Genomic DNA, 14,510 nt, shown 5'->3' with positions numbered 1-14,510 from the left:
GCACCAAGGCGTGCGTTTAATGTCATTTCAACGAGGTCCTCGATGAACGAAGCCGTTCTCAACCGTCCGCAGGTGGCCCGAACCGTTTTGCCGGTTCTGGGTGCGGCCAGTTTCTGCCATTTGCTGAACGATATGATCCAGTCGCTTTTTGTGGCGGCTTATCCGGTGTTCAGGGGCGGCTTTGATCTATCTTTTGCGCAGCTCGGTCTATTGACCCTGACCTATCAGGTGACGGCATCACTGTTGCAGCCCTTTATCGGCCATTTCACCGACCGTCGGCCGCAACCTTATTCCCTGCCGTTTGGTATGGGGATGTCGATGGCGGGGCTTCTAGTGCTGTCCTCGGCAACCAGTTTTGCGATGCTGCTTATGGGCAGTGCGATGCTGGGCGTGGGATCGTCGATCTTTCACCCGGAATCCTCGCGTCTGGCGCGGTTGGCATCGGGCGGGGCGCATGGCTTTGCGCAGTCGCTGTTTCAGGTGGGTGGCAATGTCGGTTCGGCCATCGGGCCGTTGCTGGTGGCGGTAGTCGTTTTGCCGCACGGGCAGGCCAGTCTGGCATGGTTTGCCTTTGCCGCATTGGCCGGTGTTGTGATTCTGACGCTGCTCGGGCGTTGGCATAAACGTAACGGCCATGCCGTGCGTCGACCACGTCTTGTTCATCTGGCGGCAAATCTTCCGGCCCGACGCCAGGTAATTGGCGGCTTGGTGGTTCTGTTCTGTCTGATGCTATCAAAATGGTTCTATCTTGCCAGCTTCACCAGTTATTACGTGTTTTACCTCATGGAAAAATTCCCGCTTTCCGAAGGCGACGCCCAGATTTATCTGTTCATCTTCCTGGCTTCGGTCGCGGCGGGGACGCTGATCGGCGGATCGGTCGGCGACCGGGTTGGCCGCAAAAAGGTCATCTGGGGATCGATCCTTGGGGCACTGCCCTTTGCACTGATCCTGCCTTATGTTGGATTGGGGGCGACCGTGATGCTCTCGATTGCCATCGGTCTGATCCTGTCATCGGCATTTTCGGCGATTGTGGTCTATGCGCAGGAACTTGTGCCGGGGCGCATTGGTATGATTTCCGGCTTGTTCTTTGGTCTTGCCTTCGGGCTTGGCGGGATTGGTGCGGCCATTCTTGGTGTCATGGTCGATCATTTCGGGCTGGGGCTGGTCTATCAGCTTTGTGCATGGTTGCCAGCCGTCGGCTTCCTTGCGGTTTTCCTGCCAGATATCGAACGTGGCCATACTGCGTGATACGGCAAATCGAAACGACAAAGGCCGCCGATCGGGCGGCCTTTGTCATGGATATGGTGATGGATCACGCCACTTCACGGGCCGGGTAGCCGGCATCGTCAATGGCGGCAATCAGGGCTGCGACATCGGGATTGCCGGTCACGGTTACTTCGCCCTTGGCAAGGTCTATATCGGCTTTTTCAACGCCCGAAACGCCTTCGACGGCTTTGGTAACATTGGCAGCGCAATGGCCGCAGCTCATTTCATCGACTTTCAGTTTCAGCATTCCGGTGGCTCCGTCAGTTTGGATTGGATGATCCGACTATGGGGATTCCAGTCGCTGGAAGGTCAAGCGATTATTTACCCAGCAATCTGACAACCGCGTCGGCGGCCGCATCGCTTGATGCCGGGTTCTGGCCGGTCACCAGTTTGCCATCGACAACTGCATGGGACGCCCACATATCACCGCGTTCATAAAGACCGCCCTGTTTGGTGAATTCGTCCTCGATCAGAAGCGGCACGACTTTTTCAAGGCCGACGGCCTTTTCCTCGTCATTGGTGAAACCGGTGACTTTTTTGCCCGACACCAGCGCCTTGCCGTCTTTGGTTTTGGCATTAACGAACGCAGCCGGGCCGTGGCAGACGGCGGCAACCGGTTTGTCCTGTGCAACAAATGCCTCGATCAGGGCGATGGATTTGGCATCAATCGCCAGATCCCAAAGCGGCCCGTGACCGCCGGGATAAAACAGCGCGTCGTAATCATCGGCTCTCAGGCCATCAAGTTTCACGGTGTTGGCGAATGCCTTCTGGGCATCGGCATCACCTTCAAACCGTTTGGTTGCTTCGGTCAGGGCATCGGGAACCTGGCTATTGGGATCAAGCGGCGGCTGACCGCCCTTGGGGGATGCCAGCGTGATATCGGCACCGGCATCGCGGAACCGGAAATAGGGCGCGGCAAGTTCTTCCAGCCAGATACCGGTTTTATGGCCGGTATCGCCCATTTTGTCGTGGGACGTCACAATCATCAGAATACGCATCGTTTTGGTCCTCAATATGTGAATAGGATTTGCACCAAGGATAGGATGCTGATCTAATTTGCGGAAGATCGAAGAGTTGAACAGATTGTCAAATTAAATGAGCGTATGAAATGTCGGCTCTGGATGAAGTTCGGGCGATGATGATTTTCGCCCGCGTGGTCGAGGATGGCGGGTTTTCTGCCGCGGCGCGCAAGATGGGGCTGAGCCGTGCTGCGGTATCCCATCAGATCCGGCAGCTTGAAGCCAAACTTGGCGTGCCGCTGCTTCGACGCAGCACGCGTAATTTCAGCCTGACCGATGCCGGGACGCGTTATTATGACAGTTGCCGGACGATTGCGCTGGAGGCCGAGGCCGCCCGCAAGCGGGTCGAAGTCCTGCGCGATGAGCCAGTCGGCAAAATATCGATCACCTCATCGGTCCATCTGGGCACACTTCGGATCGTGCCGATCCTTGACCGGTTTCGCCAGACCTATCCGGGGGTGGCGATTGATGTTCATCTGTCTGACGAGGTTGTCGATCTGATCGGGCGCGGGATTGATATCGGCATCCGGTCCGGGCCGCTCAAAAGCTCGGATCTTAAAAGTTTCAAGCTCTATCAGACCCACCGGATCATTGCGGCGGCGGCGGGGTATGTTGCGCGTGCAGGTCTGCCCGAAGCCCCCGAACAGCTCGCCGATCATGACTGGGTGATGTATAGCCGGGTTCCTGAAACGCTGCGTCTGACCTGCGATCATCAGGAAAAATCCATTCGGGTATCGGGCAGTGTCCGGGTTGATAATGCAACCGCCCGCCTGCAATTCCTGCGCGGCGGGCACGGGCTTGCGGTTGTGCCGTTTTGCGATATTGCCGATGAAATTGCGCGCGGTGATCTGGTGCATGTTCTGCCGAATTGCAAATTGCCCGATCTGGAAGTTTTTGCCGTGTTTCCGGCCGGTGTGACGCGCAGTGCCAAAATTCAGTCGCTGCTTGATTTCATGCGCCGCGAATTGCGCGACATTGATATGGGCCGCAATGGCGGGTAACCGGTTTTGGCTGCTGTTGTCATATTGATCAATCCCGATTGATCGGCTATTCCCCAATAACGATCTTCAGGGGGAAACATGGCCAAGCTGTTCTTTTATTATTCGTCGATGAATGCGGGCAAATCGACGACGCTTTTGCAATCGAGCTTCAACTATCAGGAACGCGGCATGCAGACGCTTCTGCTGACCGTGGCATTTGATGATCGTTTTGGTGTTGGCAAAATTGCATCGCGCATTGGCCTTGAAGCCCCGGCCGTCTTGTTTGACGGCAATACCGACCTTTGTGTCCTGATTAGGGAAAAGCTTGATGAAGGCCGGATTGATTGCGTGCTGGTGGACGAGGCGCAGTTTCTGACCAAGGACCAAGTCTGGCAGCTTTCCGATGTCGCAGACAAGCTTGGCGTGCCGGTGCTGTGTTACGGCATCCGTACCGATTTTCAGGGGCAGCTTTTCGAAGGCTCAAAATGGCTTCTGGCCTGGGCCGACAAGCTAAGCGAACTTAAGACAATCTGTCATTGCGGACGCAAGGCTGGGATGGTTCTGCGCGTTGATGAAAACGGCAATACGGTGCGCGAGGGGGCCCAGGTCGAAATCGGCGGCAATGATCGATATGTCTCGGTCTGCCGTCAGCATTTCAAGGAAGCGATGGGCAAATAAGCCGCCCGAATCTCTATTCTTCACAAAAAATGTTTAATCACATCGATTATTCATTTTCACTCAGGAATAAATTAGGGGCGCGATTTCCGATACTATCAGCTTGTAAGCCACCAGCCACATCACTGCACAGGTTACGCCATCAATGATTTTCCAGGTAATTGGCCGCGCGACATAGGGCGCCAGCCACGCCGCGCCAAGGGCGATGGCAAAGAACCAGACAAAGCTCGCACTCATCGCGCCAAGCGCAAAGGTCAACCGTTCGTTGGCGGGGAACTGCCCGCCAATCCCGCCCAGCATGACAACGGTATCAAGATACACATGCGGGTTCAGAAGGGTTACGGCAAGCGTCGTTGTCAGCACCGCCTTCCATCCGGCTTGTTTGACATCGCTTTCTGACAGGGTTTCGGTTTTAAACAGACGCCTGAGCGCTGCAAACCCATACCAGATCAGAAAGGCCGCACCGCCCCATGCAGCGATTTTGGTCAGGATCGGGTAGGTGGCAACCAGTGTTCCCAGACCGGCAACACCGGAAGCGATCAGCACGGCATCACACAGCGCACATACAAATGCCACCATCACCGGATGGTTGCGACGCAACCCTTGCCCGAGAACGAAGGCATTCTGCGCGCCAATCGCAATGATCAGTCCGCCGCCAAGGCCAAATCCGGTCGCAAAGGTCAGAAGCATTTTTCATCCCGCATATCGCTGTTGATGGGGCAGGAATATCAGCTTTAATAAATAAGAAAATCGAATTATCATGATATAGTATTATTAAATTTTATGATTGGAATGCGCGAGGCAGCGTATGACCAGCCCCGGTATCGTTCGGCTCTGTTTAAGTAGCTCAGTAGCTCAGCAGCCCAGTAGTTAGTTGTGCCGACAGGTGCTGCTGTCCTGATGGGAGTGACGCATCCTTGGAGGTTGGTGATGCATCTATGAATAGGTGTGCGGCTGGTGGATGAGGCGGGGATAATAAAATGATCGATTACAAGCTATTGCAGGCCAGTGCCGAGGTGATTCGGCATGGCAGTTTTGAAAAGGCGGCGCGTGATCTTGGCCTGACGCAGTCGGCGATATCCCAGCGGGTCAAGTTGCTGGAAGACCGGTTGGGGCAGCCATTGCTCATCCGCTCCAAACCGATAGCAGCGACCGATGCCGGAAAGCGGCTTTTGCAGCATTATCAGCGGGTCAGTCTGCTTGAACAGGAATTATATGAGGAACTGCCGAAGCTGCATTCGGCCAGCCGTTTTGGCCAGATCGCGATTGCGGTGAATGCCGACAGTCTGGCGACATGGTTTGTCAAAGTTCCCAAAAGGTTATTTCGCGAGCTTGATCTGCTGGTGCATCTGACGGTCGATGACGAGGCCCTTAATCACGAAGCGCTTCAGGCTGGTACCGTTCTGGGCGCGGTCAGTTTACGGCCGGATCCGATACAGGGATGCCGGGTGCGGTCACTGGGCGCGATGCGCTATATCATGGTGGTGGCTCCGGAATTTCGAGACCGGTATTTTGCAAACGGAGTGACAGCCGATGCGCTGCGATCCTGTCCGGCGGTTAATTTTTCGCGCCATGACGAATTGCAAAACCAGTTCTTGAACAGGTATTTCGGATTGGTGCCGGGAGAATTTCCGGCCCATACGGTGCCAAGTTCACAAGGTTTCGTAACCGTGGCCGAGCAGGGTATTGCCTATGCCGTGGTTGAGGAGCATCAGGCGGCGGAAGGTTTACAGAGCGGACGGTTGGTGCAGCCATGCCCGCATGTAATCGAACGGCCGCTTTATTGGCATCACTGGAATATGCAAAGCGGATTGCTGTCGCAGGTCAATGAGATCGTTCTGGGTGAAGCGCGCCATTATTTGCCCCAAATCGGGAACTAAAGGGTTGGGATCGCGTTTATTTTCGGTTTTCGCCATATGGCATAAGGCCGATCCGATTTGCCAATCAGATTTGACAGGGGATGAATTCTGCCGCTTACTCACATGACTTCCAGACTGTGCGCTAACGCCTTATGGAAACAGGAAGATTGAATGTCGCATCGCCTTGTTGCCTGTGAGCATTGCGATTACCTGCATGTTGAAGACGACATCCCGCCGGGCTTTGTGGCGCGGTGCGTGCGCTGCGGGTCGCCCTTGTATCAGGCGCAGAAGGGTACGGTTGAACGGCCTCTGGCCTTTGCCATTACGGCACTTGTCCTGTTTCTGATTGCCAATTCATTTCCGATCCTGACCTTTGCCATGGAAGGACGCACCGAAAGCAATACGCTGCTGAGCGGGGTTGTGACGTTCTGGCAGGAGGGGTTCCCGTTTCTGGCCTTTATGGTCGCGTTGACGTCGATTGCTGCCCCGCTGATGCTGACCGGGGCTTATATCTATGTGCTGGCACCGCTTTATTTCGGGTTCGTGGTGCCGGGCTTACGGGCTGTCTGGCGTGTTTTGGCTGTTATTCGGCCCTGGTCGATGCTGGATGTGTTTCTGATCGGACTTCTGGTCGCGCTGACCAAGCTTACGGATTTTGCCGATGTCATTGCCGGCCCTGCCTTTTATGCCGTTTGTCTGCTGATCCCGTCAACTTTGCTGATGAGCACCTCTCTTGACCCGAGAACGATTTGGCGGCGACTGGCACCTGCGGATTTGCGTTATACGACGCTTGAGGATTTGGAAGAATTGCGCGCAAGTTCGGGGCCGGATAAGGCAACCGGCTGGATGACGTGCGACACCTGTGCCTTTGTCGTAACGGATCGCGCGGCGGCGGAAAGTGGAGGTAAATGCCCTCGGTGCGGCACGCATTTGCACCATCGCAAGGCGGGGGGACTTTCGCGGGCTTGGGCGCTTCTGGTGACGGCGGCCGTGCTTTATATCCCCGCTAACATTTTCCCGATCATGACGATCACGTATCTGGGGCGTGCGGAATCAGATACCATCCTTTCAGGGGTTCTTGTGTTGTTGCAATCCGGGCAGTGGCCGATTGCTATTGTAGTATTTACCGCCAGCATCGTGGTGCCGATCATGAAGATCGTCCTGCTTGGCTGGGTTTATGCCGCGACCGGATTGGGGCTTTCGGGGCCGCTTCGCGAGCGGACCTTTATCTATCGCGTGACCGAACTGATTGGTCGCTGGTCGATGATTGATGTGTTTATGGTGTCGATACTGGCGGCACTTGTGAAATTGGGTAACATAGCAACCGTTGCACCGGGATTTGGTGCCGTGGCCTTCTGTGGCGTGGTTATTCTGACCATGCTGTCGGCAATGGCGTTTGATCCGCGGATGATCTGGGATCGGGCGGGAATGCAGAAAGAACAGGGGATGCCATCATGACGGACGACACCAACCGGAATGCCGATCAAGGGCAGCCAGGTCGGCCCGAGGTGAAAAAGGCATTTCAGAACCTGCCGATCATCTGGATCGTGCCGATTGTCGCCCTGATTATCGGTGGCTGGCTTTTGTGGCGCGATGCGGTTGCCAAGGGGCCGGAAATCACCGTGACGTTTGAAACGGCCGAGGGGCTGACGGCTGGGAAAACTGCCGTGCGGTATCGTGATGTCGATGTCGGGCAGGTTACCGAGATCAATCTGAGCGACGATTTCCAGCATGTCGTTCTGACCATGCGGATGAATACCGATTTTGAACCCTATCTGACGGACAAGACCAAATTCTGGGTGGTGCGTCCGCGTGTTTCGGCACAGGGGATTTCCGGGCTGCAAACCATCGTTTCCGGGGCCTATATCGAGGTCGTGCCCGATAAATCGGGCAAGGAGGCGCGCAAATTCACCGGATCTGAGGAGCCGCAATATGTGCCGGATGGGTCGGACGGAACACGGTTTATCCTGATGGCGGAGGAACTTGGTTCAGTCGCGTCGGGAACGCCGGTTCTTCTGCGCGGGGTCGAGGTTGGCGAGGTCCTTGATACCAATCTGGATTCCGCGGCCGAAAAGGTGTCGATCCCGATTTATGTGCGCAAGCCGTTTGACGCATTGGTCAAACGCGATACGCGTTTCTGGAACTCCAGCGGTATCAGTCTTGATCTGAATGCGGAAGGCGTATCGGTGCGAGCTCAATCTGTTCGATCAGTTTTGGCCGGTGGCATCAATTTCTATACGCCGGATGAAAGCCTGAGTACTGAAACGGCGAAACCCGATACAGTATTCCGGTTAAATGACAGTCGTAAACAGGCGGAAATTCTTGCGCGTGGCATTACGCAGAAATACATGCTGTATTTCGATTCATCTGTCCGCGGACTTTCTCCCGGCGCTCCGGTTGAATTCAATGGCATTCGTGTAGGCACGGTCAACAGCGTCAATCTGGAATATGTTGTTCCCAGTCAATCGTTCCGGGTGCCCGTTGAAGTGACGCTGGAGCCAGAGCGGGTGCAGATGGTCGGCAAAGAGGATCGCGCCGATGTCGACTATGGGAAGATCATGGATATTCTGGTCGAGCGCGGTTTGCGGGCACGGTTGAAAACCGGGAGCTTTATCACCGGGCAATTGTTTGTTGATCTGGGCATGTATCCGGTGACACCAGCCCGCTATCTGGGCGATGCGCAGGGGAAAATTCCAGAATTGCCGACATTGCCGCAAAAGATCGACGAGATCAGCAATTCCCTTTCATCGCTTCTTGAAAAAGTTGAAACATTCCCGATTGAGGAAATCGGCATTCGACTGCTGGGAACTGTCGAGGGGATGGAAAATATCGTCACATCGCCTGCGATCACCGAAGGCATGAACAGTCTGAAACAGGCTGCTGCCGGGGTAAATCAGCTTGTGACGAACCTTGATACCAGCGTGTTGCCCGCAACCCAGAAGGCGTTGGAATCAGCCCAGGTCGCACTTGGTGGTGTGCGTGATGTGACATCGCCGAATTCGCCAATCCGTTACAATTTCGAGGAAACGCTAAAAGAGCTTTCAGCAGCGGCGCGGTCGTTGCGCGATCTTGCTGAATTCCTTGAACAAAATCCGAATGCCCTGATCCTAGGGAAACCGGGCCGCCGGGAGGAAGAATGATGCAGGAAATGCAGATGAAACCGAAAGCAACGGCGACTATTCGCAAACGACTGATCGCAGGAATGTTTGCGGCATCGCTTGGCTTCCTGTCCGCATGTAGCACACCGGTTCAGGAACGTTATTATCTGTTATCCCCGGATGATGTTTCCGCCCCATCGGGCGTTGCCCGAACGGCGGTGATGGGAGTCGGACCGATCACCATCCCAAGCCATCTGGATCGCAGCCAGATTGTGACGCGCAGCAGTGACAATCGGCTTGTGATTAACCAGTTTGATCGCTGGGCCGAGCCGCTGGACGAAAACATTCAGCGGGTTCTGATCGAAAATCTGGATCACCGGTTAAGCCCGCAGCGGATCGAGACTTTCCCTTGGAACTCGCGCGACGGTGTTGTTTGGCAGATCGTAGTTGATCTGGGGCAGTTCGAACGCCAACCGGACGGCTCGGTTCAGATCGCAGCGCGCTGGAAAATTGTCAATTTCAATTCGGGTGAAACCGCCGTGTCCGAACGGTTTACCGATTCCGTGGCTCCCAAGGATACAACAACCGAGGCAACTGTCGCTGCCATGAGCAACCTTTTGGGGCGGCTTAGTGATTCTATTGCCCAGTCTTACAGGTAACCCAAAATATGTCGGGTCCGAAGAGGGCTCCCGATCTTTGATTTGGTCGGTTTTTTTGTTGGGGAAACGGAATTCAATCTATTGTTTTTAGCCCAATGTTCACCTTATAAAGGGACATAAACATAATAACTGGGACATGCGCCTGACTATTAAATGGCATGCAAATGTCGCCCCAAACAGGACGTTAGGGAGCCAGTGCGCGGTATGTCGAATAAGACATTTGAAGTGCGTGTCCAGCGAGGGGACCGCTGGATCATTCATTCGACCTTTGATGTCGAAAGAGAAGCGCTCAGCGAGGCTGAGAAGCTGTTAAAAACAAAAGTCTCTGCTGTCAGGGTCGTTCGCGATTGGGAACGTGCCGGAGGCAGGCATGTCGAAAAAGTAATTCTGGAGAAGGCTGGCTCCAGCGATGGCGATGATCAGGATGTGCGTATTTCGCACATTGACGACGCTCCCCTGTGTGATTCCGATGGCGACCTCATGCAGTTTGAAAGCCGGGCCACTATCAACCGACTGCTGCGCAAGTATTTCGATCACGAAATTCTGACACCGTCCGAGGTAATGTATAATTACCAGAACCTGCGAAAGCTGATGTTCCACGATACATTGATGCCTACAGCGGTCGACAAGGTGGCGGGCATCCATGCGAGGGCGACGGATGGTGATCACATGGCTGCGATGGACAAGATTCATGGAGCAATAGATCAGCTTGCAGCGCGTGCCCGCGAGGTTGAGAAGGTCGATCTTCCAGCATTTGAAAATACCACCATTTCTGAAGTACGTGACGAAATTCGCCGCCTGAAACTTGCGGAAGATACCGACTTCCTGACGATGGTTGCATTTACACGCGCTTTGTCCGCCAACCGTAGCTGGGTTGGCAAACTGGATTTAGCATTGCAGGTAAAAGGTGACGAGAAAGACGAAGCAGCGAGGAAGATTCTGGACGATGTTGTTACGGATATTCTTGGTTCACCTGTAGCGCTGAAGGAACTGCTCGGAAGTTCGAGCAGCTTTGGTGAAGCTATAATTCTGCATATTGACTTGGCTATGGGGCGGGCCCGCGGCAATTCCGGAGCCGCCGATGACGTCCTTGAATTACTTAACCCTCTATTTGGTTCCGGGCTTTTGTCCGACGCGCAAAGTGCAATGTTTGATTACATTGTTCGTGAATTGCGCAGTCCCAATACCCTAATAAACCGGGAAAATGCCCCCGATCCCATGGTGGGTATTCTTGACAGATTGATCAGTGAAAAAGGGGTTTCTTATGACGGGCCAATGGTCGCCGCGCTGGCCGAGCGTGGCGCACGTATACGCAATATCGGCGGTCCGCGGGCTTTGATTGAGGGGGTGGCTGAAATCACCGAACGTTTGCGAGCCAATTGGCGCAAAATGTCTTGGCTTTTGGCCGTTGTCAATTCCGGAATCGTCGAGAGCTATAGTGATGAGTTATTCAAACTGCTTTTGGGTACAGTCAAAGACATGCAGGGTTTGCGGGCTTTCTGCGATAGTGATGCGAAGCCACGCGCCAAAATGGTAACTGTTAGTGCAATGAACCAGGCACTTCTGGCCTCAGAACTGCCGAACAAACAAAAACAGCGGATCGGAAGAATGCTGGACGAGGGATTGGCCGATTATTTGGTGCGTGAAAAGGTGATCGAGCGGATTGACAATCCGTCGCTTCATCTGCGCAAGCGCGCCTATATGCTGGTACAATTCTGTTCGAGTGGCGTACTGATCGAGGGGAAATCGGCATCAATGGCCCGAAAGAGGGTTGTTGGATATCTGAAGCAACCCAATTTTACCGACAAGCTTGTCGATGACATTAGCGATTTGACCGCCAGAGAAGGCACGATACGTGACTTTTATGCCCTGCTGCAACGAAGCGGTTTTTAGGGCGGCTGGACCAGATTTTGGTGGGGAGATGCAGTAAAAGCTGCGAAGAGGCACACCCCGCGAAGATTGTGACAACAGATGTTGTGGCAAGATTCGTGGGGTGTTTGTCATTGTTGCCAATGATATCCTGAGGCATGCTGCATTCCTGATGAACGGGGATTGTCATGCCAGATCGCAAAACCAGTACCAAAACCATTGCTTGTCTTGCCTTTGACGATGTCATGAGCCTTGACGTTGTCGGGCCCCTGCAGGTTTTTGCATCGGCCAATACAGAACTGGAACGGCAGGGGCGCGAACGGGCCTATGAGTTGCTGGTGATTGCCGATGCTGCCGGGCCGGTGCCAACATCGGGCGGATTCAGGTTGCATGCCGATCTGGATTGGCGGGACCTTGATCTGGATGAAACCGATACTGTCCTGATTGCGGGGGGAGATGGTGTCAACCGGTTGCGCCAGCGCCGGGATATACTGGAATGGCTGGCGCGGGCAGAAGGCCACGTCGGGCGACTTGGCTCGGTTTGTTCCGGTGCGCTGATCCTGGCAGAGGCAGGATTGCTCAATGGTCGGATGGCTACAACGCATTGGTCGCGTTGCGATGAAATGCGCAAAAATTTCCCGAAAATTGATGTCACCGAGGATCGTTTGCACAGCTATGACGCAAACGGTCTTGATGGTGATCCGCATATTTTCACCTCGGCCGGGGTCACGGCGGGGATCGATCTTGCGCTGGCGCTGGTCGAAGCCGATCACGGGCGCGCCATTGCCCTTGCCGTGGCGCGACGGTTGGTGATGTTTTTAAAACGACCGGGCGGGCAGGCGCAGTTTTCGGCCTATCTGACGCCTGCCATCGGGGCGACCGCGCAGCTTGCCGGGCTGCTGGAATGGATACCGGGCCACTTGGACGGTGATTTGTCGCTGGAGGTTCTGGCAAATCGTGCGGGGATGTCGGCACGGACATTTTCGCGGGTATTCACCCGCGATCTTGGCATGACGCCGGCACGTTATGTTGAACGGGTCCGGATTGAAGCCGCACGTGCCCTTTTGCAGGATGATGCGATGACCGTGACGCGCGCAGCGCGGCTGTGCGGCTTTGGGCATCCGGAAACCCTGCGCCGGGCCTTTCAACGCCATCTGTCGGTCAGTCCGCAGGAATATGCCGACCGTTTCGGACGAAGGCCGATGGCCGTTACGGTTTAGGCGAACGGCGAAGATGTTTTCGTAATCATCTGTTTTTATTGGAGTTGGCAACATGCTGTTACTGACCAATGGATCGGTGCGTCTGCTGTTTATTGCCCAGGCGCTTTACTGGTCCTGTTCGTTGATCGGGATCACCCTGACATCCCTGATCGGGATTGATCTGGCCCCTGTGCCGGAACTGGCGACCCTGCCATTGGCGTTATTGTTGCTGGGCAACCTTGCCTGTGTGCATCCGCTGTCGATGATCATGCAGCATTATGGCAGGCGCACGGGATTGTTTCTGGGAGCGGCGAGCGGCGTGGTTGGCGGTGCTGTCGTGGCGGGTGGTGTGTATCAGGCGGAATTTTTGCTGGTGTGTCTGGGCACGTTTTTGATTGGCGGATATCAGGCATCGGCAATGTATTACCGTTATGCCGCCCTTGAGGCGGTCCGAGATGATCAGAAAGGTCGTGCGGCGGCACTTGTGGTTGGTGGCGGTGTTCTGGCGGCGCTGATCGCGCCGGAAATTGCCAGCTATACGCGTAACATGGTCGCGATTCCATTTGCCGGATCGTATCTGGCATTGGCCGGGGTGGCGACCATCGCAGCCCTGATCATGTTGATGTTGCGTGATGGCGGGGTTCCTGCAAAAACGCGCACCGGTGGTGCGGTCATGCTGGAACTGTTGCGCCGTCCAAGGTTGCGCGGGGCGATTGCCATCAGTGCGGCGGGGCATGGCATCATGATCCTTGTGATGACGGCAACACCGCTTGCCATGAAGTTTTGCGGGTTTGATGTTGATACGGCGGCGAATATTATTCGCTGGCACATTATCGGCATGTTTTTACCGGCCTTTGTCGCCGGCCCGATGATTGACCGGTTTGGCGCGCGTTTGATGGCGGTGGCCGGCGCGCTGGCATTGGTGCTCAGTGTGGCCTTTGCCGTGTCGGGGATCAGTTTTTCGGCGTTTCTCATCAGTTCGTTCTTGCTTGGGATCGGTTGGAACCTGATGCTTCTGGCGGGGACGACGCTTTTGGGCGAGGGGCATGACGCATCGGAACGCGGTCATGCACAAAGCCTGATGGAGCTTGGCAACAGCATTACCGGAACCATGGCATCGCTGGTGGCAGGTGCGCTGATTGCCGGGGCGGGGTGGAACATCATCAATTTCGGTGTTTTGCCGGTGCTTCTGGTTGCCATTTTCCTGATGTGGGCGGGGGGGCGCAAACCGGTGACGCAAGGCGCATGACGTAATTAAAGAAACCGCCGGTCAAACGACCGGCGGTTCAAGTTGCAGGGCGAACGGGGAGTGTCGCCCCGGCGCGATCTCGTATCGCGTGGTGTCACGGGCGGGAATGACCTCGCCGCTATATCCGGGTAATAAAAAACCGGCCCTCAGGCCGGTTGTGCATTCACTGTCGGGCTGTGGGCCGCGACGAATTCCTTGATCTTTTGCAGGACAAATTCACGAGATGAGTTTTCACGGGTGCGAAACAGCACTTCGCGATCATGAATGACAAGTCCGAGGTAGACCGGGCTTGTGTGGCCTTCCTTGCTGAGTTTCAGGGCGCGAAGGGTATGACCGTTGTCATCCGTGCTCTGATAGATAGTGCGCATGATGCTTTAACCTGCTTTCTGTCTCGAACGGGTTCAAACCGGAAAAAGAAGCTTACAGTGCCCTTATGACAGCCAAGTTTTTCGATGCGATGACAGCAATATGATGGTTTGAAGACTCTTTTGATCCTCAACCGCAAAAGGCAATGGCAAAGCCCTTCAAAAAGCTGGTGGTTTCATTCGCCCGATTTGATAAAAGAAAACGACCAGATCGCCTGTTTCCGGCATTGACATGGGATGATGCGATGTTTAAGAAAGGCGTCGTTCCGCAC

Annotated in this window: 14 protein-coding genes; 10 read left to right on the top strand and 4 right to left on the bottom strand. The window is 54.9% G+C overall.

Annotated features, from left to right (window positions below):
• Nucleotides 1-42 precede the first annotated feature (42 nt).
• Entirely contained in the window at nucleotides 43-1,248 is a 1,206-nt protein-coding gene (locus TH468_RS13405) for an MFS transporter (RefSeq protein ID WP_085644907.1), read from the top strand.
• Nucleotides 1,249-1,312: 64 nt separating this feature from the next.
• Here TH468_RS13405 and TH468_RS13400 read toward each other — a convergent pair whose 3' ends face one another.
• The gene (locus TH468_RS13400) at nucleotides 1,313-1,513 is read right to left on the bottom strand and encodes a heavy-metal-associated domain-containing protein (RefSeq protein WP_085644905.1); all 201 of its coding nucleotides are present in this window, start codon (nucleotides 1,511-1,513) and stop codon (nucleotides 1,313-1,315) included.
• 70 nt (nucleotides 1,514-1,583) lie between these two features.
• Nucleotides 1,584-2,264, bottom strand: coding sequence for a type 1 glutamine amidotransferase domain-containing protein (locus TH468_RS13395; protein WP_085644903.1), 681 nt, complete (start codon nucleotides 2,262-2,264; stop codon nucleotides 1,584-1,586).
• A gap of 110 nt (nucleotides 2,265-2,374) precedes the next feature.
• Between TH468_RS13395 and TH468_RS13390 the strand changes: the two genes are divergently transcribed.
• On the top strand, nucleotides 2,375-3,286 hold the full coding sequence (locus TH468_RS13390; RefSeq protein ID WP_085644901.1) for a LysR family transcriptional regulator: 912 nt from the start codon (nucleotides 2,375-2,377) through the stop codon (nucleotides 3,284-3,286).
• A gap of 78 nt (nucleotides 3,287-3,364) precedes the next feature.
• Nucleotides 3,365-3,943, top strand: coding sequence for a thymidine kinase (locus TH468_RS13385; RefSeq protein ID WP_085644900.1), 579 nt, complete (start codon nucleotides 3,365-3,367; stop codon nucleotides 3,941-3,943).
• Nucleotides 3,944-4,003: 60 nt separating this feature from the next.
• Here the strand turns inward: TH468_RS13385 and TH468_RS13380 are convergent, their stop codons facing one another.
• A complete protein-coding gene (locus TH468_RS13380) occupies nucleotides 4,004-4,630 on the bottom strand; it encodes a LysE/ArgO family amino acid transporter (protein ID WP_085644898.1) in 627 nt (208 codons plus the stop codon).
• A 290-nt stretch (nucleotides 4,631-4,920) separates the two neighbouring features.
• On the opposite strand from TH468_RS13380, the gene TH468_RS13375 reads away from it, so the two are divergent.
• The 7 genes from TH468_RS13375 (at nucleotide 4,921) to TH468_RS13345 (ending at nucleotide 13,873) form a co-directional block, all read left to right on the top strand.
• Complete coding sequence (locus tag TH468_RS13375; protein ID WP_085644896.1) at nucleotides 4,921-5,820, top strand: LysR family transcriptional regulator ArgP; 900 nt, start codon at nucleotides 4,921-4,923, stop codon at nucleotides 5,818-5,820.
• A gap of 150 nt (nucleotides 5,821-5,970) precedes the next feature.
• Entirely contained in the window at nucleotides 5,971-7,257 is a 1,287-nt protein-coding gene (locus TH468_RS13370; protein ID WP_085644894.1) for a paraquat-inducible protein A, read from the top strand.
• Nucleotides 7,254-8,939 carry an intermembrane transport protein PqiB gene (locus TH468_RS13365; RefSeq protein ID WP_085644892.1) on the top strand — a complete coding sequence of 562 codons (1,686 nt, stop codon included), beginning with the start codon at nucleotides 7,254-7,256 and terminating at the stop codon, nucleotides 8,937-8,939. Before TH468_RS13370 ends, TH468_RS13365 begins: the two co-directional genes overlap by 4 nt.
• 14 nt (nucleotides 8,940-8,953) lie before the next feature.
• Nucleotides 8,954-9,556, top strand: a complete 603-nt coding sequence (locus TH468_RS13360; RefSeq protein ID WP_168177142.1) for a membrane integrity-associated transporter subunit PqiC — start codon at nucleotides 8,954-8,956, stop codon at nucleotides 9,554-9,556.
• 204 nt (nucleotides 9,557-9,760) lie between these two features.
• Nucleotides 9,761-11,449 (top strand): hypothetical protein, encoded by a 1,689-nt coding sequence (locus tag TH468_RS13355; RefSeq protein WP_085644888.1) that lies wholly within the window; start codon nucleotides 9,761-9,763, stop codon nucleotides 11,447-11,449.
• Between the two features lie 164 nt (nucleotides 11,450-11,613).
• Nucleotides 11,614-12,645, top strand: a complete 1,032-nt coding sequence (locus TH468_RS13350) for a GlxA family transcriptional regulator (RefSeq protein WP_085644886.1) — start codon at nucleotides 11,614-11,616, stop codon at nucleotides 12,643-12,645.
• 52 nt (nucleotides 12,646-12,697) lie between these two features.
• Nucleotides 12,698-13,873: an MFS transporter gene (locus TH468_RS13345; protein ID WP_085644884.1), complete on the top strand. Its 1,176-nt coding sequence runs from the start codon at nucleotides 12,698-12,700 to the stop codon at nucleotides 13,871-13,873.
• A gap of 146 nt (nucleotides 13,874-14,019) precedes the next feature.
• On the opposite strand, the gene TH468_RS13340 is transcribed toward TH468_RS13345, so the two are convergent.
• A complete protein-coding gene (locus TH468_RS13340; protein WP_085644882.1) occupies nucleotides 14,020-14,241 on the bottom strand; it encodes a hypothetical protein in 222 nt (73 codons plus the stop codon).
• Between the last annotated feature and the right edge of the window lie 269 nt (nucleotides 14,242-14,510).

Source organism: Thalassospira sp. MCCC 1A03138 (assembly GCF_002115785.1).
Classification (GTDB): Bacteria; Pseudomonadota; Alphaproteobacteria; order Rhodospirillales; family Thalassospiraceae; genus Thalassospira.
Note: the sequence above shows the minus strand (reverse complement) of the source record. Positions and strands in the feature narration are given on the sequence as shown.